A 24,400-nucleotide genomic window follows, 5' to 3' on the forward strand; every position below is an offset into this window, starting at 1 on the left:
AAATGAGCATGGATTTTATCGAAGCCTTGAATGAGTTGGAAAGGGAAAAAGGGATCAGCAAGGATATCTTGTTTGAAGCGATCGAAGCGGCGCTGATTTCCAGTTACAAGCGCAACTTTAATACGGCGCAAAACGTGCGTGTGGATATGAACCGCCATACCGGCGCAATTAAAGTGTATGCCCGCAAGCTTGTGGTTGAGGAGGTCCTTGATCCGCGCACGGAAATATCGCTGCCTGCAGCGCGCGAGATCAATCCCAACTATCATCTTGACGACATCACCGAAATCGAGGTAACGCCTCGGGACTTCGGCCGGATTGCGGCGCAAACCGCGAAACAGGTCGTCACGCAGCGCATTCGCGAAGCGGAACGCGGTCTTATCTATAATGCGTTCGTGGAGAAGGAAGAGGACATCGTAACCGGGATCGTGCAGCGTCAGGATTTGCGCAACATTTACGTCGATCTCGGCAAGATCGAAGCGCATTTGCCGCTGAACGAACTCATGCCGAACGAGAAGTTCAAGCACGGCGACCGGATCAAAGCGTACATCACCAAAGTCGAGAATACGACGAAAGGACCGCAAATTTTGCTTTCCCGCACGCATCCGGGCCTGCTGAAGCGGTTATTCGAGCTGGAGGTTCCGGAAATTTTCGACGGTGTGGTGGAGATACGATCCGTGGCCCGCGAAGCCGGCTTCCGCTCTAAAATCGCCGTGTACTCACGCAACAGCGAAGTTGATCCCGTAGGTTCATGCGTGGGGCCGAAAGGTACTCGCGTGCAAACCATTGTGAATGAGTTGCGCGGGGAAAAGATCGACATCGTTCGTTATTCGGAGAACGTCGAGGAGTATGTTGCGAACGCGCTGAGCCCGTCCAAGGTGCTGGAAGTGCAGGTGTTTGAGGCGGAGAAGATGGCTCGCGTGATCGTGCCGGATTACCAACTGTCGCTGGCAATTGGGATCAAAGGACAGAATGCTCGCCTCGCAGCCAAATTGACCGGTTGGAAAATCGACATTAAGAGCGAAACCCAAGCGGAAGAGGAATTCGGCAGAGAAAAAATCGATCAAAGCGAAATGCCTCAGGATTCCATCTCCGTGGACTAACGGGGGGCAAGGATGAAGCAAAGAAAAGTACCGCTGCGCAAATGCGTAGCTTGCCAGGAAATGATGCCCAAGAAGACGTTGATCCGCATCGTGCGTTCCCCCGAGGGCGAGGTGTCGATCGATCTGACGGGCAAAAAGTCGGGTCGCGGCGCCTATCTTTGCGGCAAAACCGCCTGCTTCAAGCTCGCCCATAAATCGCGTGCCCTTGATCGGGCTTTGAAGGCACCGGTCGGGACCGAGGTTTATGAGCAGCTGGCTCGCGATTTTCTGGCCGTGGAAGATGAATTCCTCGCCGCTCAGGCGCGGGATGAGGATGAAGATGAATAAGGCCCGGACGTTGTCCGGACTTGGCCTCGCGATGCGGGCCGGTAAACTGGTCACCGGGGACGAAATCGTCCTGAAGGCGATCCGGTCGGGGGAAGCCAAGCTCGTGATTGTAGCGGGCGATGCTTCAGCCAATACGCAGAAGAAATTCCGCGACAAATGCGGGACTTACAAGATCCCGCTTCTGATCGGATTCGACCGGGAAACGCTCGGGGGGAGCGTCGGCAAACCGGAACGGGTTGTTCTGGCTCTCACCGATCAAGGGTTTACCGAGCTGATCCGCAAAGCGATCTTGAAAACATCGGAGGTGGAGTATATTGAGTAAACAAGAAAAACAAGATAAGCTCAGGGTGTATGAGTACGCCAAATCACTCAACATGAGCAGCAAAGAAATTATTACGATTCTTAAGCGTCTTAATATCCCGGTCAACAATCACATGAGCGTCATGGAGAACGATACCGTTGACCGTGTGGAACAGTTTTTTAAGGATATTAAGAGCAATGCGGCGGCGAAACGGGAAAACTCGGGACGTAACGATGCTCCGGCCAAATCGCCGGCTCCGGCTTCCGCAGGAGGAAGCCAATCACCGAAAGCTTCAGCCGGAGAATCTTCCGGTCATCGCGGAGATCGTGGACGCCATGTACAGGGTAGCACCAACGCACCAGTCAAAAACCAAAATCAACAGGAAAAGCAGGTAAGCATGAATAATAAACCCAAAACAAATCAAAACGTAACGAATGGCAGCACGGCTGTTCAGGAAAGATCGGGCCGTTCCAACGGCGGCAATCATCAAAACTCTCGTCCTCAAGGCCAAGGCGGGGGGAATCCGTCCGGCGCTAACCGGAATCCGCAAGGGAACCGGGGGCAAGGCCAAGGCGGACAGCCGCGGAACGATGGCGGCCAGCGGCAAGGGCAAAGTCAAAGCCAAGGCGGCGGAAACCGCGGGCCGCAGCAGCAAAACCGCAGCTTTGCGCCAAGCAATAACGGCGGCAATAACGGCGGCAATGGCGGGGGCAAAGGCCAAGGGCAAGGTCAGCGAAGAGGGAACAACAATAACGGCGGCAGAAACCAAAGAGGTTATGAGGATAACCGGAACGGTAACAATTATCGCAATAACCGCGGCGGCAAGGGCGGACGCGGCAAAGGCGGACCACAGCAGCCGCCGCGCGAGAAGATCGACAATACGCCGAAGAAAATTATCGTCCGCGGCACGATGACGGTTGGCGAAACCGCCAAATTGCTGCACAAGGACGCTTCCGAAGTCATTAAGAAGCTGATTTTGCTCGGGGTGATGGCGACCATCAACCAGGAGCTTGACATCGATACCATCCTGTTGCTTGCAGGGGAGTTCGGCGTTGAAGTGGAAGTGAAAATTCCGGTCGAAGAAGACCGTTTCGAGACTGTCGAAGAAGTTGACGACGAAGCGGATCTGAGAGAGCGTCCGCCGGTCGTCACGATTATGGGCCATGTCGACCATGGCAAAACCACATTGCTTGACGCCATTCGTTCGACGAACGTGACCGGCGGCGAAGCCGGCGGGATCACGCAGCACATCGGCGCTTATCAAGTCGAAATCAATAGCAAGAAAATTACGTTCCTCGACACGCCGGGCCACGAAGCGTTTACGGCGATGCGTGCCCGCGGTGCCCAACTGACCGATATCACGATTATCGTAGTTGCGGCCGACGACGGCGTCATGCCGCAAACGGTGGAAGCGGTGAACCATGCCAAAGCAGCCGGATTGCCGATCATCGTTGCCGTCAACAAGATCGATAAACCGGACGCCAATCCGGATAAAGTGAAACAGGAATTGACAGAATATGAGCTTGTTCCGGAAGAATGGGGCGGCGATACGATTTTCGTCAATGTTTCCGCGAAACAAAAGATCGGGCTGGAAGGGCTGCTTGAAATGATTCTGTTGGTGGCGGAAGTCAACGAGTACAAAGCCAATCCGGATAAACGCGCCCGCGGCGCGGTCATCGAAGCCGAGCTGGATAAATCCCGCGGCCCGGTAGCCCGCGTGCTGGTTCAACACGGGACGCTGAAGGTCGGCGACGCCTTCGTTGCAGGCAACTGCTTCGGCCGCGTCCGCGCGATGGTCAACGACCGGGGACGCCGCTTGAAAGAAGCGGGTCCGTCGACGCCGGTGGAAATCACGGGCCTTAATGAAGTGCCGCAAGCCGGCGATCCGTTTATGGTATTCGAAGATGAACGCAAGGCTCGTTCGATCGCCGACAAGCGGGCGACCACGCAGCGTCAGTCCGATCTGGGCTCGAATACGCGCGTCACGCTGGACGATTTGTTCCGTCACATTAAGGAAGGCGAAATCAAGGACCTGAATGTGATCATCAAAGCCGACGTGCAGGGTTCGGTCGAGGCACTCAAGGGTGCGCTTGAGAAGATCGAAGTCGAAGGCGTCCGCGTCAAAATCATTCACAGCGGCGCCGGTGCCATTACCGAATCCGATATTATTTTGGCGGCGGCTTCGAACGCGATCGTGATCGGTTTCAACGTTCGTCCGGACAACCAAACGAAAGCGACGGCGGAGCAAGAAAAGGTCGATATCCGCTTGCACCGCGTCATTTACAACGCGATCGAAGAGATCGAGCAGGCCATGAAAGGGATGCTTGATCCAGTTTATAAAGAATCTGTCATTGGTCACGCCGAAGTCCGCAACACGTTCAAAATCAGCAAAGTCGGAACGATTGCTGGCTGTATGGTAACTTCCGGCAAAATTACCCGTACGGCGGAAATGCGTTTGATTCGCGACGGGATCGTTGTATACGAAGGCAAAATCGATTCTCTGAAACGTTTCAAGGACGATGCCAAGGAAGTCGCTCAAGGTTATGAGTGCGGGATTACCCTGGACAACTACAACGACCTTAAAGAAGGCGACGTCATTGAAGCGTTCATCATGGAAACTGTCGAACCGAAGTAAGGTGGGTGTCTAAAATGGCCAAAAATCGTACCGGCCGCGTAGGCGAACAGATTAAAAAAGAACTTAGCGTGCTCATCCAGAGCGAATTGAAAGATCCGCGCATCGGTTTTGTCACGGTGACCGGGGTCGATGTGACAAGCGATTTGTCGCAGGCCAAAGTGTATCTCAGCGTGTTTGGCGACGAGGAGAAGAAGAACGAGTCCTTAAAAGCGATAGAGAAAGCAACCGGCTTCTTGCGCACCGAAATCGGCAAACGAATTCGGTTGCGCCATACGCCGGAGCTGATTTTCAAAATCGACGAATCCATCGCTTACGGCAGCCGGATCGAAAAGCTTCTCGGCGAAATTACGCACGAGCACGAAGAATGATTTTATTAAGGGATCAAAAAATGAGTTTTTGATGTCCTCTAAAAGGAGACGGCAATGCAGACCTATGAACGGGAGCTGAGTCAGAGCAAGGAGTTTTTGACTCGGAACGATCATTTCCTAATCGTGTCGCATGTTCAGCCGGACGGTGACGCAGTCAGTTCCACTCTAGCGGTGGGCTGGCTTCTGTCATGTCTGGGTAAAAAATTCGTGATGGTCAACGAAGGGCCGATCCCGAAGCGGATGCGTTATCTTTGGCACGCGGAGGAAATTCTCGATTTGTCGGTCACGCCGCTTGACCATCGGTTTGATCACGTGATCTGCGTGGATTGCGCCGACTTCAAGCGGGTCGGCACCACACACGAACGATTTGCCGAAGGAGCGCGGCTGCTCAACATTGATCATCATCCGACCAATGACCACTACGGTACGGTCAACCTCGTCGTACCGGGCGCGGCGGCTACCGCCGAAATTTTGTTCGATCTCATCGCATCTATGGGGCTGGAATTGGACAAATCGGTGGCTACGGCTCTTTATACGGGATTGTTGACGGATACCGGCGGGTTCCGGTATTCCAATACGTCGCCGAAGGTCATGGCGACCGCTTCCAAACTACTGGAATACGGTGTGGACGGTCCCGGCTTATCCGAACTGCTGCTGGAGCAAATGACGCTGCCGCAGCTGCGATTGCTGACGCGAGCCTTAAACGGTCTTCAGCTTACGGATGACGGGAAAATCGGTTGGGTCTCCGTAACGGATGAGGATTTAAAAGTGACAGGTGCGGTGCACGAAGATATGGAAGGCATCGTGAACTATCCGCGAAACATCCAGGGAGTCGAAGTGGGGCTGCTGTTCAAAGTCATCAATGAACATGCCGTGAAGGTGAGCATGCGATCGGCCGGGAAAGTCGACGTCGCTCGCGTCGCCCTAAGCTTCGGTGGCGGCGGACATGTACGGGCTGCGGGAGCCCGCATAGAAGGCAGCTTGGATGCGATCGTCCCTAAGGTGCTGGAACAAGTGAGGCTGCAGCTATGAGTTTATACGAAGGCATTTTGCCTATCCACAAGCCGGCTGGATTCACTTCGCATGATGTGGTTGCCAAATGCCGCGGCATACTGAAGATGAAGCGGATCGGCCATACGGGGACGCTGGACCCAGCCGTTACGGGCGTGCTGCCCTTATGTTTGGGACGCGCGACGCGAATGGTTGAATATTTACAGGAATTGCCGAAGGAGTACGAGGCAACGCTGGTGCTTGGCTTGGCAACCGATACGGAGGACATGACGGGCGAAATTATCGAACGGGCGGAAGAAGTTCGGGTCACGGAGGAGGAAGCGCGTCGCGCGCTGTTCCGTTTCGTTGGGACGATCTCGCAAATCCCGCCGATGTATTCCGCGCTGAAGCAAGACGGCAAGCGTTTGTATGAGCTGGCGCGGGAAGGGAAAACCGTGGAACGCAAGCCGCGCGAAGTGACGATTCATGAACTGGAGCTGCTTGCCTTCCATCCGGAAGGTTCTCATCCCCGCCTCTCTTTTCGGGCGTTATGTTCCAAAGGGACGTATATCCGCACGTTGTGCGTCGATATCGGGCGTGCCCTTGGTGTGCCTGCGGCGATGTCCGAACTGAAGCGGACGATGTCGGCCGGCATCACGGAAGCACATTGTTTGACGCTGGATGAGGTTGCCCGGCACGTCGCAAACGGAACGCTGCAGGACTATTTGCTGCCGGTTGACAGGGCCGTGGAGCATTTGCCGGCTCATACCGTTGCTGCGGAGAAGGTCAAAGCCGCATTGCAAGGTCAGCGACTGTCTTTCTCCGCGGTATCTCCCGCCGTCAATCGCGGCGAGATGCTCAGGCTCTACGGCCCAGAACGGCAATTTTTAGGCATCTTCCGGGTGGAAGAGGAGACGATGGCCGTGAAGGCGGTCAAAGTATTTTTACCCGAATAAGCCTCATGAAATCCGCATTCCGAGGGAAATTGCAGGTGACACAATCATGGAAATGATAAGATTATCCTATCCACTAACCGAACGTTTTATTGAACAAAATGCCCACCCGCAGGTGCTGGCGATCGGCCAATTTGACGGGCTTCACTTGGGACATGCCAGCGTGATCGATTCTGCCGTGCGGCTGGCAAAGGAATTGGGCCTGCCCGCCTCCGTCATGACATTTCATCCCCATCCGAAGGAAGTCATGAAGAAAGGCGATTACGACGGATATTTGACGCCTCCGGAGGAAAAGGAACGGATCTTGCGCGATATGGGCGTGGATTACGTGTATATCGTTGAGTTTAACGATGCTTTTTCCCGAGTGAGTCCGCAAAATTTCGTTTCCGGTATCCTTGTGCCGCTCAAGGTACATACCGCGGTCGTGGGCTTCGACTTCCGCTATGGCTATCGAGGCGAAGGGAATGCGGGAATGCTGCGCGAATTGAGCGGCAACGTCCTGGACGTAAACACGGTTCCCCCGTTCCTGATCGACGGGGAGAAAGTCAGCAGCTCGGGCATCCGCAAAGCGCTGCAGGAAGGCAAGATCGAGCTCGCCAATCGTTGGCTCGGTCGGACGTATACGTTGAAAGGGACGGTTATGCACGGCGAAAAACGCGGGCGGCAGCTCGGGTTTCCGACCGCCAACCTCAAACTGGCGGAGCATTATGTCGTGCCGGCCAGCGGAGTCTACGCCGTACGGGTTACCCACGAAGGCACGACCTACTCGGGCGTGATGAATGTCGGGGTTAAGCCGACCTTCCATGAGGATGGCAAGATCTTTTGGCTGGAAGCCCATCTTTTTGAGTTCTCCGCCGAGATTTACGAGGAGAGCTTGTCCATAGAATTGGTTCATTATATCCGGGAGGAGCGCAAGTTCGGCTCACTCGATGAGCTGATCGCTCAAATCGGACGGGACGCCGATACGGCCAAACGTTTGCTGAAGGCTTCCCGCTAACCAAATCGAACTCGGCATTTACTTTGCCCCTAGGCTATGGTATACTATGTAACGTTGTCATGCGGAAGAATAAGTTTTTTCCAGGCGGCAGCAAGAACCTTGGCTTGGTTGCGCGGTTTCACCGCCGGCGACGAGGCTAACGGCGATTTGAGATAAAGGAGGTGAACAGGATGGCATTAACCCAAGAACGTAAACAACAATTGATCCAAGAGCACAAAACTCATGAGTCCGATACCGGATCCCCTGAGGTGCAAATTGCTATCCTTACGGAGAACATCGTGAATTTGACGGACCACTTGCGCACGCACAAGAAGGACCATCATTCCCGTCGCGGTCTTCTGAAGATGGTTGGTCAACGTCGTAAGCTGTTGGCTTACCTGAAGAACAAAGACGTAAAACGATACTCCGCTTTGATCGAGAAACTCGGATTGCGTCGTTAATCGGAAATGTTTGATAAAAGCAGCCTAGTTGCATGGCGGACGCTCGCGAAGCGTGCGATGTGCGGCCGGGTTGCTTTTTACAAATTAGGGTTTGTTGCGATAGGTTCCACGAAAAGCTCCGTCAGGAGCTTTTGTTATGAGGACATTATTCTGCTGCCGGAAAACCATTCAACATTATGAATTGCCGAAAAGCAGGAAATAATGAACTCAGTACCGAACTTGTATTGGTGATAAGGAGGGATTTCATGCAGAATCAAGTGAAAATGGAATTGGGGGGAAGACCTCTCATCCTGGAAACCGGCCGATTGGCCAAGCAAGCGAATGCGGCCGTGATGGTTCGCTATGGCGATACGGCGGTGCTTTGTACGGTGACGGCTTCTTCGGAGCCCAAAGATTTGGACTTTTTTCCGTTGACCGTCAATTATGAAGAGAAACTTTATGCGGTCGGTAAAATTCCCGGCGGCTTCATTAAACGGGAAGGACGTCCAAGCGAGAAAGCGATTCTGGCCAGCCGGTTGACCGACCGTCCAATCCGCCCGCTGTTCCCGGAAGGCTTCCGCAACGACGTGCAAATCGTGAACCTGGTCATGAGCGTGGATCAGGATTGCGAGCCGGAAATCGCGGCGATGATCGGGACTTCCGCGGCGCTGAGCATTTCCGATGTACCTTTTAATGGACCGATCGGCGGTGTGGCAGTCGGGCGGGTCAACGGCCAATTCGTCATCAATCCGAACGTAGCTGAGCAAGAAGCCAGCGACATTTACGTTGTCGTAGCCGGTACCAAAGACGCCATCATGATGGTGGAGGCGGAAGCGAACGAAGTGCCGGAAGAGGTCATGCTCGAAGCGATCATGTTCGGCCACGAGGAGATCAAAAACATCGTTGCCGTCATCGAAGAGCTGGTTAAAGTCGCCGGCAAAGAGAAGATGCAAGTGAAGCTTCATTCCGTGAATGAAGAGGTGAATCGGGAAGTTCGCGCCTTTGCCCAGGATCGCCTGGTTGAAGCCGTGAAGATCGCCGAGAAGCACGCGCGTCAGGATGCGATTGATGCCATCAACGAGGAGACGGTGGCTTATTTCGAAGAGAAATACATAGAATCGCCCGAGCTGCTTGCCGATGTGAAAGAAGTATTGCACGACATCGTCAAGGAAGAAGTCCGCCGCTTGATTACCCATGACAAAGTGCGCCCTGACGGCCGCAAGCTGGACGAAATTCGTCCGATCGAATGCGACATCAGTCTGCTGCCTCGCACGCACGGCTCCGGTCTGTTTACGCGCGGTCAAACGCAGGCGCTGAGCGTATGTACGCTGGGAGCTCTGGGCGACGTTCAAATCCTTGACGGCATCGATCTGGAAGAGTCGAAACGGTTTATGCACCATTACAACTTCCCGCCGTTCAGCGTGGGCGAAGCTCGTCCGCTGCGGGCTCCGGGCCGCCGCGAGATCGGTCACGGCGCTTTGGGCGAACGCGCGTTGTCGAAGGTCATTCCGCCGGAATCCGAATTCCCGTATACGATTCGTCTCGTATCGGAAGTGTTGGAATCGAACGGTTCCACCTCGCAGGCGAGCATTTGCGCCAGCACGCTGGCGATGATGGATGCGGGCGTGCCGATCAAAGCGCCGGTTGCCGGGGTGGCCATGGGGTTGATCAAGGACGGCGAGCAGGTCTCGATTTTGACCGACATTCAAGGGATGGAAGATCATCTCGGCGATATGGACTTCAAAGTGGCCGGTACTGCGGAAGGTGTAACCGCGATTCAAATGGATATCAAGATCGACGGCATCGACCGGCAGATTTTGACCGATGCCTTGAAGCAAGCGCGTGAAGGCCGGATGTTCATCCTGTCCAAAATGATGGAGCGCATCCAAAAGCCGAAGGAGCATCTGTCCCCTTACGCGCCGAAGATCGTCATCATGCAGATCAACCCGGACAAGATCCGCGATGTCATCGGGGCCGGCGGCAAGATCATCAACAAGATCATCGAGGAAACCGGCGTGAAAATCGATATCGAACAAGATGGCCGCGTCTTCATCGCTTCCACCAATGAAGAGATGAACGACAAAGCGCGTTCCATCATCGAAGGAATCGTCAAGGAAGTCGTGGTGGGCGAAATTTACGTGGGAACCGTCAAACGGATCGAGAAATTCGGCGCTTTCGTCGAGATTTTGCCGGGTAAAGACGGCTTGGTGCATATTTCCCAGCTGTCGACGGAACGCGTAGCCAAAGTGGAGGACGTCGTGGCGATCGGCGATACGGTGACCGTCAAAGTGACCGAGATCGATAACCAAGGTCGAATCAATCTTTCCCGCAAAGCGGTATTAACCGCGGAAACGGAAAAATCCCCATCCAAGTAAATCATGCAGCTTTTGCGACGCAGGCGATCCTTGCGGGAAAAGAGACAGAATGAATTAATTCTGGCTCTTTTTTTAATGCATATCCGCGGGCTTGTCAACATATGATGGGGACAAAAACCGTTTGAGGGGATGAGCTTCAGCATGGGGCGGAACAAGTTTGCGGTCATTGCGATATGCATTGCCTTTGTCATGATATTGGGGCAGTTTGCCGGCATTCGGGCTTTTGTCGCCGAAAGCTCGGAGGGGAAGGGCGGCAGCTTCGCTTTCCGTCTTATTAATGACTTGGCCGGCGACCCGAACGCCAAAGGCGCGCAAAATATCAAAAGCGGCGGAAACGGGAAAGAATCGGATCCCTTATTGGCTTGTATTCGCGAAGAGGCGGAGAAGCGGCGGGTCGAGCCGGTGGACGCCGTGGTCGACCGGGTCTGGAAAGCCATTCCCGGCTATAACGGCCGCGAAGTGGACATCGAGCTCACGTATGCCAAAGCTAAGCAGCAGCCCGAAGGCACGGAAATCGAATACGTTTACCGGGAGCTTAAACCGAAGATCAATCTCGACGATTTGGGCGCGCAGCCAATCTACCGGGGGAATCCGAACAAACCGATGGCCGCGCTGATGATCAATGTCGCTTGGGGCAACGAATATTTGACGCCTATGCTTGATACGCTGGATGAGGCCAAGGTGCAGGCAACCTTTTTCCTTGACGGCAGTTGGTTGAAGAAGAACGGGGAACTGGCAGCCGAAATCAAGCGACGCGGGCATCAAATCGAAAACCATGCCTACTCGCATCCGAATATGAGCCAGCTGGAGTCCACCCGGGCCCGGCTTGAGATTGCGAAGACGAAGGAACTGTTGAAGGAGAAGCTGGACGTGGAAAATCGCTGGTTTGCGCCGCCTTCGGGCGATTATAACATGCAAACCGTTAAACTGGCGGCGGAGCAGGGACTAAAGACGGTACTTTGGACCTTGGATACGGTTGATTGGCGAAATCCGCCGGCTTCCGGCATCATCAGCAAGATCGGCAGCAAAGTGGAGCCCGGTTCGCTCATTCTGATGCATCCGACGGCATCGAGCCGGGATGCGCTCGCAGGGATGATACAGGCTATCCGCAGCAAAGGCTTACGGCTCGGCACGGTAGAACAGACGCTGTCGACGGATCGGGTGGAGGCCGAGATTCCGCGGAGTTGAGCTTGCCGCCTTTTTTTGGTAGGATAGGGATGCATTTATTATCGATGCACAGGAATACTTCGCAAAACATTTAGGAGGGCCTTTCGTGAAAAAAACGCAATTAAAAAACGGCCTTCGGGTGGTTATGGAGAAAATACCGACTTGCCGCTCGGTCTCGTTCGGCATTTGGGTCAAGACCGGCTCGCGCAACGAAAGCCCTGAACGGGGCGGGATTTCGCATTTTATCGAACATATGCTGTTTAAAGGCACGGAGCGATTCAGCGCCAAAGATATCGCGGAGCAATTCGATGCGATCGGCGGGAATGTGAACGCGTTTACATCCAAGGAATATACCTGTTATTACGCCAAAGTGCTGGATGAGCATTTACCGATTGCGGTCGACGTATTGTCGGACATGTTTTTTCGTTCCTTGTTCGATGGCGAAGAATTGCGGAAAGAGAAAAATGTGATCGTGGAAGAAATCTCTATGTACGAAGACACGCCGGATGATATGGTGCATGATCTCGTATCGCAGGCGGCGTACGGGGAACATCCGCTGGCGTTGCCGATTCTGGGCACGGAGGAGCAACTTCGCGCCATGGAATCCGAGCATCTACGAGAGTATATGCGCGAGCATTACACGATCGAGAATACGGTCATCAGCGTAGCCGGAAATATCGATGAGCAGGTGACCGATCTGCTGGAGAAGTATTTCGGCGATTTTTCGAACCGGGGAAGCTCCAGCGCGTTAGTGGCTCCCGATTTTTTGGGCGGACTTCAATTTCATCGCAAAAAAACGGAGCAGAACCATATTTGCTTGTCCTTTCCGGGTCTGCCGATTGGGGACGACAAGCAGTATGCGATGGTGCTGCTGAACAATGCGATCGGCGGGGGCATGAGCTCGCGGCTCTTCCAGGAGATTCGCGAGAAACGCGGCTTGGCGTATTCGGTGTACTCGTACCATAGCTCGCATGCGGACAGCGGCTTGTTTACGGTGTATGCCGGAACTGCGCCTCGCCAAACCAAAGATGTGCTGGAATTGACCAAGGAGATCCTGCACGACGTATCGGTTAACGGGATTACCGCCAGCGAGCTGAGCAAGGGGAAGGAACAACTGAAGGGAAGTTTGATACTGAGCCTGGAAAGCACCGGAAGCCGCATGAACCGGCTTGGCAAAAACGAGCTGATGCTCGGCAGACATTATTCCTTGGATGAAATGATCGCCCGCATCGAGGCCGTGACGATGGATGACGTTAACGAGGTGCTGAAGTCGATGTTCAGCCAACCATTTTCGCTCGCAATGGTGGGCTCGTCGGATCGCGTGATATCGGGAGTTAGGAGAGATGAACTTGTCGTTTGAAGTGCAAATCAACCGTTTGGCAGGAAATGAAGATATCGAGCTGCCTCGCAAAATGTCGGAGCTGGCCTCCGGCTTTGACCTGTACGCCGCCGTTACGGAGGAACTGACGCTCCAGCCGGGACAGCGCGCCCTCGTACCGACGGGGATCGCTATCGCGATGCCCGGCGGCCTGGAGGCGCAAATCCGTCCCCGCAGCGGCCTGGCCTACAAGCACGGAATTACGTGCCTGAATACGCCGGGGACGATCGACGCCGATTACCGCGGCGAAATCAAGGTGCTGTTGATCAATCTTGGGCATGAGCCGTTTGTCATTCGACGAAATGAGCGCATTGCGCAAATGGTGTTTCAAATCGTTCCCGAGGTGAACCTCGTGCGGGTGGACGAGCTGTCCGAAACCGTTCGGGGCGCCGGCGGGTTTGGCCATACGGGAACGAAATAAGGCGAAGAGGTATAAGAGACCGTCCCACTGGACGGTCTTTTTACGTTTTATGGCGATCTTCATAATCCTCAGACTCTCTTGGCGGGGGCTCCCTTTTCACCACTTCGTAGGCCCCGGCATAAGATGGTCTATACTGTGTTGCTTGGAAGGAGTGCCGTCTAAGAATGCTGACCGGAATAACGATTGTATTTCTCGGTGGTGACGCCCGGCAGGTGGAAGTCATCAACAAATGTCTGGAATTGGACGCTACGGTTCGGGTTGTTGGCTTTGACCGGCTGGAGAAGCCGCTTAAGGGAGTAGCGCAGGAGACGTTAAGTCCGGGATTGCTGGCCGGCGCCGACGTCATCATCCTTCCGGTAATCGGTTGCGATGATCACGGTGTCGTCCCGGCGCCGTTTTCTGCGGAACAACTGGTCATTCAACGGGAATGGTTTGCAACTGTCAGAAAAAGCACGCTCGTCTATACCGGGATTGCCAAAAGCCTCTTGAAGCAAATGGGGAACGAACACGGCTTTCGAATCATTGAGGTGCTTGAACGCGACGATGTCGCCATCTATAACTCGATACCGACGGCGGAAGGCGCTGTCATGATGGCGATCCAGAATACGGACATCACGATTCACGGGTCGACCTGTATCGTGTTGGGGATTGGGCGAACCGGTTTTACGCTGGCTGCCACGTTGCAGGGGCTGGGAGCGAATGTAAGGGTAGGGGTACGCCGGGAAGACGATGTGGCCAGAGCGGTACAAATGGGCTGGAAGCCTTTTGCGACAAGGGATTTGGCCGCTAACGCGGGGGATGTTGACTTGATTTTTAATACGATTCCGACTATGATAGTCACAGCGCAAATCATCTCGAAACTCCCCCGCACGGCGGTGATTATCGATCTTGCTTCGGCGCCCGGAGGAACGGATTTCCGTTTCGCCGAGAAGCGCGGAGTGAAGGCGATTTTGGCCCCTGGCATCCCCGGTATCGTCGCTCCCAAAACGGCTGGAATTATTATGGCGAACACGATTTGTCAGTCGATTTTGGATGAGTATCAATTACGGGGGGATGAACAGTGAATTGGCAGGGAAAGACGGTAGGTTACGCCATTACGGGCTCGCATTGTACGTTTGCTGAAGTCATGCCTCAGATTCAGCGTTTTGTCGACGGAGGGGCGAAGGTTGTGCCGATCATATCCCAGTCGGTCTTGACGACCGACACCCGTTTCGGCAAATCGGAAGATTGGCGCAAGCAGTTGAAAGATATTACCGGGAATGATATTATTTCTTCAATTGTCGAAGCTGAACCGCTGGGTCCAAGCAAGCTGCTCGACGTTTTGGTCATCGCTCCATGTACGGGAACGACCACAAGCAAGCTGGCTAACGCTGTAACGGACAGTCCGGTGCTGATGGCGGCGAAAGCGCAGTTACGCAACGGGCGTCCGCTCGTCATTGCGGTGTCGACTAATGACGGTTTAGGTTTTAATTTGGCGAATATCGCCAAATTAATCGTGGCCAAAAACGTGTATTTCGTGCCGTTCGGCCAAGACAATCCGATCGGCAAACCGAATTCGCTCGTAGCGAACATGGGATTGGTGCCCGAAGCTTGTTATGCCGCGCTGGAAGGCAAACAGCTGCAACCTCTGATTATCGAACGCTTTCATCAGTAAAGCACCAGTTCCGGGAAATTCGTACCAATATTATCGTGAAAATCGTGCAAACCCGTTTACGCCGCGATTTTTACAGGACGGACTCCATATCGGCGGGAAAGATCGGAACAATTAGCTCAAAGGCGCAGCATGGAATGCCGTATTTAATCGCGGAGATCATTGCGGCGAAGGGGTATGTTTTCGAAGCTCTGGGTTCGTTCATCTTGCAATCAAACGGAATGAAGTCATCGCTTTACTCCGCACTTATTAACTGGAGGAATATCCATGCGCATTTTGGTGCAGAAATTCGGTGGCACGTCTCTTTCGACGAAGGAAGCGAGAGACCATGTCATCTCACACGTTCGCCGGGAACTGGATAACGGTTTCCGGCTCGTCGTGGTGGTATCGGCCATGGGCCGGAAAGGCGATCCTTACGCGACGGATACTTTGCTTGATTTGGTCGCTGAGGGGGATGGCAGTTTGCCGCCCCGCGAACAAGATTTGCTGATGGCTTGCGGGGAAATGATTTCCGCAGCCAAGCTGTGCAGCCTGCTGGCTGAACGCAAGATCTCCTCGGTCGTGCTGACCGGCGCCCAGGCGGGCTTCCGAACGGACAGCCAGTTCGGTAACGCGAGAATCTTGGATATCGTCCCGACAAGGGTGCTGGAAGAATTGCAGCAGAAGGATGTCGTGATCGTAACGGGATTTCAAGGACAAAATCAGGACGGCGACTTCACGACGCTGGGGCGCGGAGGCAGCGATACGTCGGCAACGGCGCTTGGAGCCGCGCTGCACGCCGAGATGGTCGATATTTATACGGACGTCAATGGGATATTGACCGCGGATCCGCGGATCGTCGAGGATGCGAAGCCGCTGGAATACGTCAGCTACGCGGAAATCTGCAATATGGCGCATCAGGGCGCTAAAGTCATTCATCCCCGCGCAGTGGAAATCGCGATGCAATCGGGGATTCCGGTTCGCGTTCGCTCGACTTTTTCGCAAGGAGAAGGAACGCTGGTCGCCAACCCCGAAGGATTTAAGGACGTTCAGGTCGGAATCGTGGATCGTTATGTGACTGGGATTGCTTACGTGGCGAACGTGACTCAGATTCGGGTGAAATCCGCCGGTAAAGGCCCGGATAATCTGCAGCTGCAGGTTTTTAAAGCGATGGCGGAGAACGATATCAGCGTTGATTTTATTAATGTGACCCCAACCGGTGTCGTTTATACCGTATTCGACAAAGATTCGGCCAAGGCGGAAGCCGTGCTGAATTCGCTGGATCTCTCTCCGCAAATCTGCACCGGCTGCGCGAAGGTGTCGGTCATCGGCGGCGGGATCAACGGCGTACCTGGGATTATGGCCAAAATCGTCGAGGCGCTGACCGAGCACGACATTCAGATCCTGCAGTCGGCGGATTCGAACACCACGATTTGGGTACTGGTGCATAAGGACGATATGGTGCAGGCGCTGCGGGCGCTGCATGCCAAATTCGAGCTCGGCCGTTGATCTCGAAAGCGTTGGAGCGCATAAGGAAAGGGCAGGGAATGCATAGAGGGCAGCAATAATAAAAAGTGAAGCGGGAGACGGAAGGAGGAAATGGCGTGATTGATTTCGGAAGAATGATTACAGCCATGGTAACGCCTTTTAATGAGGAAGGGAAAATCGACTGGGACCAGACCGCAAGCCTGATCGACTATTTGGTGGAGGAGCAGCAGTCCGATAGCTTGGTCGTGAGCGGAACGACGGGGGAGTCTCCTACACTAACGGATGAAGAAAAGCTTGAATTATTTGCCTTTGCGGTGAAGCATGCGGCCGGGCGCTGCAAAATTATCGCCGGCACGGGCAGCAACGATACCGCTCATTCCGTCAATTTGACGCGCGAGGCCGAAAAATGCGGTGTGGACGGGATTTTGCTGGTCGCTCCGTACTACAACAAGCCGAATCAGGAAGGCCTTTTCCGCCACTTTGAAACCGTCGCGGCCGTCACAAGCCTGCCGGTAATTCTATACAACGTACCGAGCCGTACGGTCGTAAGCCTAAGCGTGGAAACCACGCTGCGGCTGGCGCAGATCCCTAATATCGTGGCTACCAAAGAATGCGCGCCGCTGGATCAGATTGCCGCAATCGTGGCCCAAGCGCCCAACCATTTCATCGTTTACTCGGGAGATGATGCCTCGGCGCTGCCGGCGATGGCGGTGGGCGCTTACGGGGTGATCAGTGTAGCCAGTCATCTTGCCGGCCGCTCGATTAAAGAGATGGTGGTGAAATTCTTTAACGGGCGCGTCGATGAAGCAAGTCGGCTTCATCGCGAGCTTCTGCCGCTATTTAAGGTTTTGTTCGAATGTCCGAATCCGGTCGCGGTCAAATATGCGTTAAATGAAACGGGCCATCCCGTCGGTTCGGTTCGCTTGCCGCTTGTACCGCCGAATGAGCAGGAAGCGCTGCGGATTCGCAGCTTGCTGTAGCTTTCGGCCTGATCTTTAAGCTAAACCAGATATGTGCTGCTTTTCCAGAAACCGATGCCTTGCTCGAAGGCATCGGTTTTTTTGTTTAGGCTTTAGCCAGTTGAGTACGCGAAGCGTGCGAAACAAAAAACCACCCGCTATGCGGGTGGAGGGAACGAGGGTTTGACCAACAAGACCATCCCGATAAAATTGAGATGTTCAGGCTCAATGAAAGGAATGGTCTTAGATGGCAAACAAGAACTACAGTCTTGCTCACACAAAGTGGATGTGCAAATACCATATTGTGTTCACCCCGAAGTATAGACGGAAAGAAATCTATAATCAAGTGAGGAAAGACTTGATCGAAATTTTCAAACGTCTATGTAAGTATAAAGGCGTGGAGATTCTAGAAGGTCATATGATGCCGGATCATGTACACATGTTGGTAGCCATTCCACCAAAGATATCCGTGTCATCTTTCATGGGATATCTGAAGGGAAAAAGTTCCCTCATGATCTTTGAGAAACATGCCCAATTAAAGTATAAATACGGGAACCGAAAATTTTGGGCGGAGGGATATTATGTGAGTACAGTGGGACTGAATGAAGCTACCGTAGCAAAGTATATTCGTGAACAAGAAGTACACGACCAGGCGATGGATAAGCTGAGTGTAAAAGAATATGAAGATCCGTTCAGCAGTAACGGTGGCAAGAAGAAGTAAACCAGTTTAACTGGTAAGTGAAGGTGACAAAATACACTGAGCCTGAACAATTTTATTGTCAGGCTAGCGTCTTTAGGCGCAGTTTGGCAACAGGGGGTTATACCCCAAGAGCAAACCACCCGTTGGACGGGTGGTTATGATTGTGGTGCAAGGTAACGTTAAACGAAGGTAAAGCGCCTGACTTGTTTTTTGCCAATTTAATCATGTATAATGATTTCAAGTGACTGGGTGCGGTGAATTTTTAAATTAAGGGTCGTTCAATCAAGTTGGCTTCCGTCGGCAAGCGAATGCGAAGTACGATAGGGCAAATCGCTTATGCGGAACGAAGCTGCGGGTTACCTTAATTTGATCGAACAACCATTATAGGATGATGACTTTGAGAAACGGCCAGATCGTCTTGATCGAGGCGGTTGTTTGTTCCTGCAATTTATGAAGCTTTGGAATTCAGATGCAGCGGTCGGAGCCATTTCCATAGGAATTTTCGATACGACGTCCAAAATAATTAGGAGGGTTAGATTCACTTGTCTAAAAAAATGAATAATGAAAAATTGACGATTTTCGCATTGGGCGGCGTCGCAGAGATTGGGAAAAACATGTATGTCGTTCAATATGCCAATGACATCGTCGTGATCGACTCCGGGCTGAAATTTCCGGAAGAGGACATGCTTGGCATCGACATCGTCATTCCCGATATCACTTACTTGACGGAGAACCGCGATAAAGTAAGAGGCATCGTGCTGACGCACGGACACGAAGACCACATTGGCGGTTTGCCTTATGTGCTGAAGAACTTGAACGTTCCGGTTTACGGGACGAAACTGACTTTAGGGCTTGTCGAGAACAAGCTGAAGGAAGCGGGGCTGCTCGGCGAAACCAAACGGGTGCTGATCAACGCCGACTCCGTCATCGAGCTCGGTGCGACGATGAAAGCTTCGTTCTTCCGGACAAATCATAGTATTCCGGATTCGGTCGGCGTATGCATCGAAACCCCGGAAGGCAATGTCGTTCATACCGGCGACTTCAAATTTGATCATACCCCAGTCAATGATCAATATGCGGATTTGCACCGGATGGGCGAAATCGGGAAAAATGGCGTTTTGGCACTTTTATCGGATAGCACCAATGCGGAGAGACCGGGCTTTACGCCTTCGGAAAAGAACGTGGGCATCGTGCTTAGCGATATTTTCCATAAAGCGAAGCAGCGCGTCGTTGTGGCCACCTTTGCTTCCAACGTGCACCGGATCCAGCAGGTGATCGATGCGGCGTACGCCACGAACCGGAAGCTGACCATCATCGGACGCAGCATGGTGAACGTTGTGACGATCGCCGAAGAACTCGGTTATTTGAACGTACCGGACGGTATCATCATTGAGCCGGAGGAAGTCAACAAAATGTCCGCGGACCGCGTCGTCATTTTGTGCACGGGCAGCCAGGGAGAACCGATGTCCGCTTTGACGCGGATGGCCCGCTCGACGCATCGCAAGGTGGATATCCTTCCGGGCGATACGGTCATCATTGCGGCAACACCGGTACCGGGCAACGAGAAATATGTCGGTCGAACGATTGACGAGTTGTTCCGCCTCGGCGCGGAAGTGATTTACAGCGGATCGAATTCCGGCGTGCACGTATCGGGCCACGGCAGCCAAGAAGAGTTGAAGCTCATGCTTAACCTGATGCGGCCGAAATATTTCATTCCGATCCACGGGGAATACCGCATGCTGCGGAAGCACGCGCTGCTCGGCGAGTCGGTTGGCGTGGAACCGGACAACATTTTCCTCGTCGATATCGGGGATACCATCGAGATTCAGAACGGCGTCGCTCGTAAAGCGGGGAAAGTACCGGCCGGCAACGTGCTGATCGACGGACTTGGCGTAGGCGATGTCGGCAATATCGTATTGCGCGACCGCAAGCTGTTGTCTCAAGACGGCATCTTGGTTGTCGTTGTGACGCTGAGCAAGCAGGACGGGACGATCGTTTCCGGACCGGACATCATCTCCCGCGGCTTCGTTTACGTCCGCGAATCGGAAGGGCTTCTGGACGAGGCGAACCGGATTGTATCCAGCACGCTCGAGAAGCTGATGAGCGAGAACGTGAACGAATGGGCTTCGCTGAAAACCAACGTGAAGGATGCGCTCGGCCGTTTCTTGTACGAGCAAACGCGCCGCAGACCGATGATTCTGCCGATCATTATGGAAGTATAAACCCAATTGCACACAGTTGCCTCTTTTTCTGCCGGAGTTGGACGGTTCCTTGCAGAAGAAGGGGCTTTTTCGTGTCCGCAGGTTCAGCGTACATGTTCTTCTCCACGGCTTTGGTATAGATTGAAGAAGGTTGTCGGCATACTAAGGGCTGCGTAGTGAAACGAGACTTCGTCGGATACGCCGACACCGAAAGGAAGGCATAACCATGAACAAGGACTTGAGCAAATCGCCCGTAAGCGGCGAATCCGAGCTGCCGCCGAACGAACCGGAGAAGAAAGAGGCCACCGTACCGGAAATGATTCAGCAATTGGGACAAACGGCAGTGCCGACCCCAGGAGAATCCAATGTTTATTGCTTGACGATTATCGGTCAGATCGAAGGCCATTTGGTGCTGCCGCCGCAAAACAAAACGACCAAATACGAGCATCTGATCCCGCAGCTTGTGGCGGCCGAACAGAATCCGCGAATCGAAGGACTGTTAATCATCTTAAATACTGTGGGCGGCGATGTCGAGGCGGGACTTGCTATCGCGGAGATGATCGCTTCCCTGACCAAACCGACCGTCACCGTCGTGATCGGCGGAGGACATAGCATCGGCGTACCGATCGCCGTCGCCTCCGATTATTCGTTGATTGCCGAAAGCGCGACGATGACCATTCATCCGATACGCATGACCGGGCTGGTGATCGGGGTTCCCCAAACGTTTGAATATATTGAAAAAATGCAGGAACGGGTCGTTCGCTTCGTCACAACGCATTCGCGCATCTCGGAGGAGATGTTCAAGGAGCTGATGTTCAAGACCGGGGAGCTGAATCGGGACATCGGCACGGCGGTTGGCGGCACGGACGCCGTAAAGTATGGGCTCATCGATGCGATCGGCGGCATCGGCCAAGGGCTCACCCAACTGAATTCGTTGATCGAATCGCGGAAACAAGCGGGAGGGATGAAGCAATGACGCATTATACGATACTGCCTGAAGAAGCCTATTGGGAAAATGCCGAAAACCAGGAGGCGTATGGTGAAATTGAACTCAACGGGGTATTGATGCAGGTGCGGATGGAAGCCGGAAACCGGGCGACGATCGTTCGGCTGCTGCGCTGCCGGCTCGAGGATTATTTGAACCCCGAACTGGCGCCCGGTCGACAAATCGCTTTTTTTCCAACTTTATTGAAATGAGATTGATGCCGGCCGCGGTATCTTCTCTAGGTCCCCCTCGGTGAATATGGTATAATATTCATCTAGGGGGTGTTTTCGTTTGCCACGGAAACGGAAGAAGAAGAAAGCGGCCATCGGCAGCATGCTCAAATACGAAATATACGGAATCATCCTGATTACCTTATCCATTATCGCCTTGTCCGGGGAGGCGGCCGTAGGAAGAACGCTCTCGAAAATGGCCGCATTGATCCTTGGCAAATTTTATTTTGTGATCCCCGTCGTCGGAATTTACATAGGACTTGCCGTCATGATTCACCGGAAGTGGCCCAGCCGCTGGAACGCCCGCCGCAGCGGCGTGTTGTTGGCAGTGTTATCGCTGGCGCTGATGAGCACCATTTCGGCCATGCAGCATAAGCTCGCTCCGGCGTTGCCTTTGTCCGCAGGCAACGTGCTCGGCCAAATTCATCGCGATCTGCAGGGAGCCCTGTTCCAGCCCGCGTCGAGCGATGCCGGGATAAGCCTCCTGGGAATGGACATCAGCGGCGGTTATGTCGGCGCCCTGGAGTTTGCCCTGCTGTACTCTTTGTTCGGGATGGCCGGCGCCAAGCTGATCATGATCGTACTGCTGGCAATCAGTTTTATGCTGGTAACCGGTCTATCTTACGTTGACCTCTTCCGCATGTTGCGCTCGAGATTGGCCGTGCTGGGCGAAAGCCTGGGGAAAAAAATGCGGATGCTGCGCCCGGTGCCGGTGCGCGGCAAAGTCAAGCGGGCCGAGAAGCCGACTCCGGCGGTTACTTCCTACGATGATCCGGAGGAAGAAGATTCCGACCTCGATGACGAGGCGCTGCCGGCTCCGGCCCGCAAGAAGCCGGTGTTCTTCCAATTGTTGAACTTTAAGGGAAGACCGGATGAGCCGCCGGCGGCGGAAGCGCCGATCCCGCAGGAAGCGGATGGAGGCGGGGAATCCGCCGAACCAACTGCCGATGCGGGAATCAACTGGAATGAGCTGAATTACATCGCCAGGGAAGAAGGGACGGAGAGAGGCGAGCCGGATGATCGCCGTGCCGGCGACTCCGGGCCGATCATCCGCGATTTCTTCGACCATATTCAGCGGGAAAGCTTCAGCCATGACGAGGATGGAGAAGATGCCGAGCAGGGAAATCCAGGCATCCTCGGCGATTCGTTGGCGGAGGGAACGGTTGGCGAGGCTGATGACGCCGCATTCGCCGGGTTCCCGGACGCCGATTACGACGGTGAGCCGGGACCGGGACTGGCGGGTCCTGCGGACGGAACGCTGGAGGGGCATGCCGGCACGGCTGACCCTGGCGAGGACGTTCCGCCTCCGCCCCCGCCCAAACCGGCACCGAAGCCGTACAAGCTGCCTTCGTTCCGGCTTCTGTCGAAACCGGCCGGCGCAGGGAAATCCGGCGACCAAGCGGATTACATGCAGACGGCCCGCAAGCTGGAGGCCACGCTTGAGAGCTTTGGCGTTCGGGCCCGGGTGCTGGAGGTGGTGCGCGGACCGGCGGTAACCCGCTATGAAATTCAGCCGGATATCGGCGTGAAGGTGAGCCGAATCGTCAACTTGACGGACGACATCGCCTTGGCTCTGGCCGCCAAGGATATCCGGATGGAAGCGCCGATTCCGGGCAAATCCGCGATCGGCATCGAGGTGCCGAACAACGAGGTGTCGCTGGTCACAATGCGCGAGGTGATGGAGACGCCGACGTTCATAGATGCGGAGTCCAAGCTGAGCATCGCATTCGGACGCGATATCTCCGGCCAGACGATCGTCGGCAACCTGGCGAAGATGCCCCATCTGCTGGTCGCCGGGGCGACGGGTTCGGGGAAATCGGTGTGCATTAACGGCATTATTACCAGCATCCTGTTCAAAGCGAAACCGGATGAAGTTAAATTCATGATGGTTGACCCGAAGATGGTCGAATTGAATGTTTATAACGGGATTCCGCATCTGTTGACCCCGGTCGTTACCGATCCGCGTCGAGCTTCGCTGGCGCTGAAGAAGATCGTCGTCGAGATGGAGAAGCGCTATGAACTGTTCTCCAAATCGGGGGCGCGGAACATCGAAGGCTACAATCACATGATGGCGGATCAACCGGATGCGATCTTGCCGTACATCGTGGTGATCGTGGACGAGCTGGCCGATTTGATGATGGTTGCGGCCAGTGACGTCGAAGATGCGATCGCGCGTCTGGCGCAGATGGCCCGTGCTGCGGGCATTCACTTGATCATCGCCACGCAGAGGCCGTCGGTCGACGTCATTACCGGCGTGATCAAAGCCAATATCCCGTCGCGGATCGCGTTCGGCGTCTCGTCTCAGGTCGATTCGCGCACGATCCTCGATATGGCCGGGGCAGAGAAGCTGCTGGGCCGTGGGGATATGCTCTACATGCCGATGGGCGCATCCAAGCCGATTCGGGTGCAGGGGGCGTTTATGAGCGACCAGGAGGTCGAAGCGATCGTCAATTATGTACGCGGGCAGGGCCAAGCCGAATACGACGAAAGCCTGGTTCCCGAAGTCGGCGAGGAAGCGCAGGAAACGGAAGAGGTGCTGGACGAGCTTTACGACCAGGCCGTCCAAATCGTGCTGGAGGCGAAGCAGGCTTCCGTCTCGCTGCTGCAGCGGCGCATGCGCGTCGGCTATACCCGGGCCGCGCGGCTGATCGATTCCATGGAGGCCCGAGGTATCGTTGGGCCATATGAGGGCAGCAAGCCGCGCGAAGTGTTAATGTCTATCGAGCAATACAAAATGGGAAGGATCTCTTCCTGATCTTGCAGGATCGGGGGATTC

Annotated in this window: 22 protein-coding genes; all 22 read left to right on the plus strand. The window is 54.3% G+C overall.

What is annotated here, in order from left to right:
* The first annotated feature begins 2 nt into the window (after positions 1-2).
* The 22 genes from nusA to ACZF99_RS11260 all read left to right on the plus strand — a co-directional run bounded on the left by nusA (position 3) and on the right by ACZF99_RS11260 (position 24,379).
* A complete protein-coding gene (gene nusA, locus ACZF99_RS11155; protein WP_483611748.1) occupies positions 3-1,100 on the plus strand; it encodes a transcription termination factor NusA in 1,098 nt (365 codons plus the stop codon).
* A 12-nt stretch (positions 1,101-1,112) separates the two neighbouring features.
* Positions 1,113-1,427, plus strand: a complete 315-nt coding sequence (gene rnpM, locus ACZF99_RS11160; protein ID WP_483611751.1) for an RNase P modulator RnpM — start codon at positions 1,113-1,115, stop codon at positions 1,425-1,427.
* On the plus strand, positions 1,420-1,749 hold the full coding sequence (locus ACZF99_RS11165; RefSeq protein ID WP_483612661.1) for a L7Ae/L30e/S12e/Gadd45 family ribosomal protein: 330 nt from the start codon (positions 1,420-1,422) through the stop codon (positions 1,747-1,749). The genes rnpM and ACZF99_RS11165 overlap by 8 nt, the downstream gene beginning before the upstream one ends.
* Complete coding sequence (infB, locus tag ACZF99_RS11170; protein ID WP_483611753.1) at positions 1,742-4,363, plus strand: translation initiation factor IF-2; 2,622 nt, start codon at positions 1,742-1,744, stop codon at positions 4,361-4,363. The genes ACZF99_RS11165 and infB overlap by 8 nt, the downstream gene beginning before the upstream one ends.
* A gap of 14 nt (positions 4,364-4,377) precedes the next feature.
* Complete coding sequence (gene rbfA / locus ACZF99_RS11175; RefSeq protein WP_483611755.1) at positions 4,378-4,731, plus strand: 30S ribosome-binding factor RbfA; 354 nt, start codon at positions 4,378-4,380, stop codon at positions 4,729-4,731.
* A gap of 54 nt (positions 4,732-4,785) precedes the next feature.
* Entirely contained in the window at positions 4,786-5,763 is a 978-nt protein-coding gene (locus ACZF99_RS11180) for a DHH family phosphoesterase (protein ID WP_483611757.1), read from the plus strand.
* Complete coding sequence (truB, locus tag ACZF99_RS11185) at positions 5,760-6,677, plus strand: tRNA pseudouridine(55) synthase TruB (RefSeq protein WP_483611759.1); 918 nt, start codon at positions 5,760-5,762, stop codon at positions 6,675-6,677. The genes ACZF99_RS11180 and truB overlap by 4 nt, the downstream gene beginning before the upstream one ends.
* Before the next feature lie 46 nt (positions 6,678-6,723).
* The gene (locus ACZF99_RS11190) at positions 6,724-7,671 is read left to right on the plus strand and encodes a bifunctional riboflavin kinase/FAD synthetase (RefSeq protein WP_483611760.1); all 948 of its coding nucleotides are present in this window, start codon (positions 6,724-6,726) and stop codon (positions 7,669-7,671) included.
* A 170-nt stretch (positions 7,672-7,841) separates the two neighbouring features.
* The gene (rpsO, locus tag ACZF99_RS11195) at positions 7,842-8,111 is read left to right on the plus strand and encodes a 30S ribosomal protein S15 (protein ID WP_068786003.1); all 270 of its coding nucleotides are present in this window, start codon (positions 7,842-7,844) and stop codon (positions 8,109-8,111) included.
* A gap of 245 nt (positions 8,112-8,356) precedes the next feature.
* Complete coding sequence (gene pnp / locus ACZF99_RS11200) at positions 8,357-10,465, plus strand: polyribonucleotide nucleotidyltransferase (RefSeq protein WP_483611762.1); 2,109 nt, start codon at positions 8,357-8,359, stop codon at positions 10,463-10,465.
* A 141-nt stretch (positions 10,466-10,606) separates the two neighbouring features.
* Positions 10,607-11,653: a polysaccharide deacetylase family protein gene (locus ACZF99_RS11205; RefSeq protein WP_483611764.1), complete on the plus strand. Its 1,047-nt coding sequence runs from the start codon at positions 10,607-10,609 to the stop codon at positions 11,651-11,653.
* Between the two features lie 85 nt (positions 11,654-11,738).
* Positions 11,739-12,992 (plus strand): M16 family metallopeptidase, encoded by a 1,254-nt coding sequence (locus tag ACZF99_RS11210; RefSeq protein ID WP_483611766.1) that lies wholly within the window; start codon positions 11,739-11,741, stop codon positions 12,990-12,992.
* Positions 12,976-13,431 (plus strand): dUTP diphosphatase, encoded by a 456-nt coding sequence (gene dut, locus ACZF99_RS11215; protein ID WP_483611768.1) that lies wholly within the window; start codon positions 12,976-12,978, stop codon positions 13,429-13,431. Before ACZF99_RS11210 ends, dut begins: the two co-directional genes overlap by 17 nt.
* 164 nt (positions 13,432-13,595) lie before the next feature.
* Positions 13,596-14,495 carry a dipicolinate synthase subunit DpsA gene (gene dpsA / locus ACZF99_RS11220; protein ID WP_483611770.1) on the plus strand — a complete coding sequence of 300 codons (900 nt, stop codon included), beginning with the start codon at positions 13,596-13,598 and terminating at the stop codon, positions 14,493-14,495.
* Positions 14,492-15,085, plus strand: coding sequence for a dipicolinate synthase subunit B (locus ACZF99_RS11225; RefSeq protein ID WP_483611772.1), 594 nt, complete (start codon positions 14,492-14,494; stop codon positions 15,083-15,085). The genes dpsA and ACZF99_RS11225 overlap by 4 nt, the downstream gene beginning before the upstream one ends.
* A gap of 264 nt (positions 15,086-15,349) precedes the next feature.
* A complete protein-coding gene (gene dapG, locus ACZF99_RS11230; protein WP_483611774.1) occupies positions 15,350-16,570 on the plus strand; it encodes an aspartate kinase in 1,221 nt (406 codons plus the stop codon).
* A 95-nt stretch (positions 16,571-16,665) separates the two neighbouring features.
* Positions 16,666-17,529, plus strand: a complete 864-nt coding sequence (gene dapA / locus ACZF99_RS11235; protein ID WP_483611776.1) for a 4-hydroxy-tetrahydrodipicolinate synthase — start codon at positions 16,666-16,668, stop codon at positions 17,527-17,529.
* Between the two features lie 226 nt (positions 17,530-17,755).
* A complete protein-coding gene (tnpA, locus tag ACZF99_RS11240; protein ID WP_240268557.1) occupies positions 17,756-18,229 on the plus strand; it encodes an IS200/IS605 family transposase in 474 nt (157 codons plus the stop codon).
* A 521-nt stretch (positions 18,230-18,750) separates the two neighbouring features.
* Entirely contained in the window at positions 18,751-20,430 is a 1,680-nt protein-coding gene (locus ACZF99_RS11245) for a ribonuclease J (RefSeq protein WP_483611778.1), read from the plus strand.
* Between the two features lie 205 nt (positions 20,431-20,635).
* Positions 20,636-21,385 (plus strand): ClpP family protease, encoded by a 750-nt coding sequence (locus ACZF99_RS11250; protein WP_483611780.1) that lies wholly within the window; start codon positions 20,636-20,638, stop codon positions 21,383-21,385.
* Positions 21,382-21,606, plus strand: coding sequence for a YlzJ-like family protein (locus ACZF99_RS11255; protein WP_483611782.1), 225 nt, complete (start codon positions 21,382-21,384; stop codon positions 21,604-21,606). The genes ACZF99_RS11250 and ACZF99_RS11255 overlap by 4 nt, the downstream gene beginning before the upstream one ends.
* Positions 21,607-21,727: 121 nt before the next feature.
* Positions 21,728-24,379 (plus strand): FtsK/SpoIIIE family DNA translocase, encoded by a 2,652-nt coding sequence (locus ACZF99_RS11260; protein WP_483612663.1) that lies wholly within the window; start codon positions 21,728-21,730, stop codon positions 24,377-24,379.
* Positions 24,380-24,400 lie beyond the last annotated feature (21 nt).

It is taken from the genome of Paenibacillus sp. JL3B1040 (assembly GCF_057063165.1).

Bases quoted from the DNA above. Each gene is read 5' to 3' on its own strand.
- nusA (WP_483611748.1), top strand. From the start codon at position 3: ATGAGCATGGATTTTATCGAAGCCTTGAATGAGTTGGAAAGGGAAAAA.
- rnpM (WP_483611751.1), top strand. From the start codon at position 1,113: ATGAAGCAAAGAAAAGTACCGCTGCGCAAATGCGTAGCTTGCCAGGAA.
- ACZF99_RS11165 (WP_483612661.1), top strand. From the start codon at position 1,420: ATGAATAAGGCCCGGACGTTGTCCGGACTTGGCCTCGCGATGCGGGCC.
- rbfA (WP_483611755.1), top strand. From the start codon at position 4,378: ATGGCCAAAAATCGTACCGGCCGCGTAGGCGAACAGATTAAAAAAGAA.
- ACZF99_RS11180 (WP_483611757.1), top strand. From the start codon at position 4,786: ATGCAGACCTATGAACGGGAGCTGAGTCAGAGCAAGGAGTTTTTGACT.
- truB (WP_483611759.1), top strand. From the start codon at position 5,760: ATGAGTTTATACGAAGGCATTTTGCCTATCCACAAGCCGGCTGGATTC.
- ACZF99_RS11190 (WP_483611760.1), top strand. From the start codon at position 6,724: ATGGAAATGATAAGATTATCCTATCCACTAACCGAACGTTTTATTGAA.
- rpsO (WP_068786003.1), top strand. From the start codon at position 7,842: ATGGCATTAACCCAAGAACGTAAACAACAATTGATCCAAGAGCACAAA.
- pnp (WP_483611762.1), top strand. From the start codon at position 8,357: ATGCAGAATCAAGTGAAAATGGAATTGGGGGGAAGACCTCTCATCCTG.
- ACZF99_RS11205 (WP_483611764.1), top strand. From the start codon at position 10,607: ATGGGGCGGAACAAGTTTGCGGTCATTGCGATATGCATTGCCTTTGTC.
- dut (WP_483611768.1), top strand. From the start codon at position 12,976: ATGAACTTGTCGTTTGAAGTGCAAATCAACCGTTTGGCAGGAAATGAA.
- dpsA (WP_483611770.1), top strand. From the start codon at position 13,596: ATGCTGACCGGAATAACGATTGTATTTCTCGGTGGTGACGCCCGGCAG.
- dapG (WP_483611774.1), top strand. From the start codon at position 15,350: ATGCGCATTTTGGTGCAGAAATTCGGTGGCACGTCTCTTTCGACGAAG.
- tnpA (WP_240268557.1), top strand. From the start codon at position 17,756: ATGGCAAACAAGAACTACAGTCTTGCTCACACAAAGTGGATGTGCAAA.
- ACZF99_RS11250 (WP_483611780.1), top strand. From the start codon at position 20,636: ATGAACAAGGACTTGAGCAAATCGCCCGTAAGCGGCGAATCCGAGCTG.
- ACZF99_RS11255 (WP_483611782.1), top strand. From the start codon at position 21,382: ATGACGCATTATACGATACTGCCTGAAGAAGCCTATTGGGAAAATGCC.
- ACZF99_RS11260 (WP_483612663.1), top strand. From the start codon at position 21,728: ATGCTCAAATACGAAATATACGGAATCATCCTGATTACCTTATCCATT.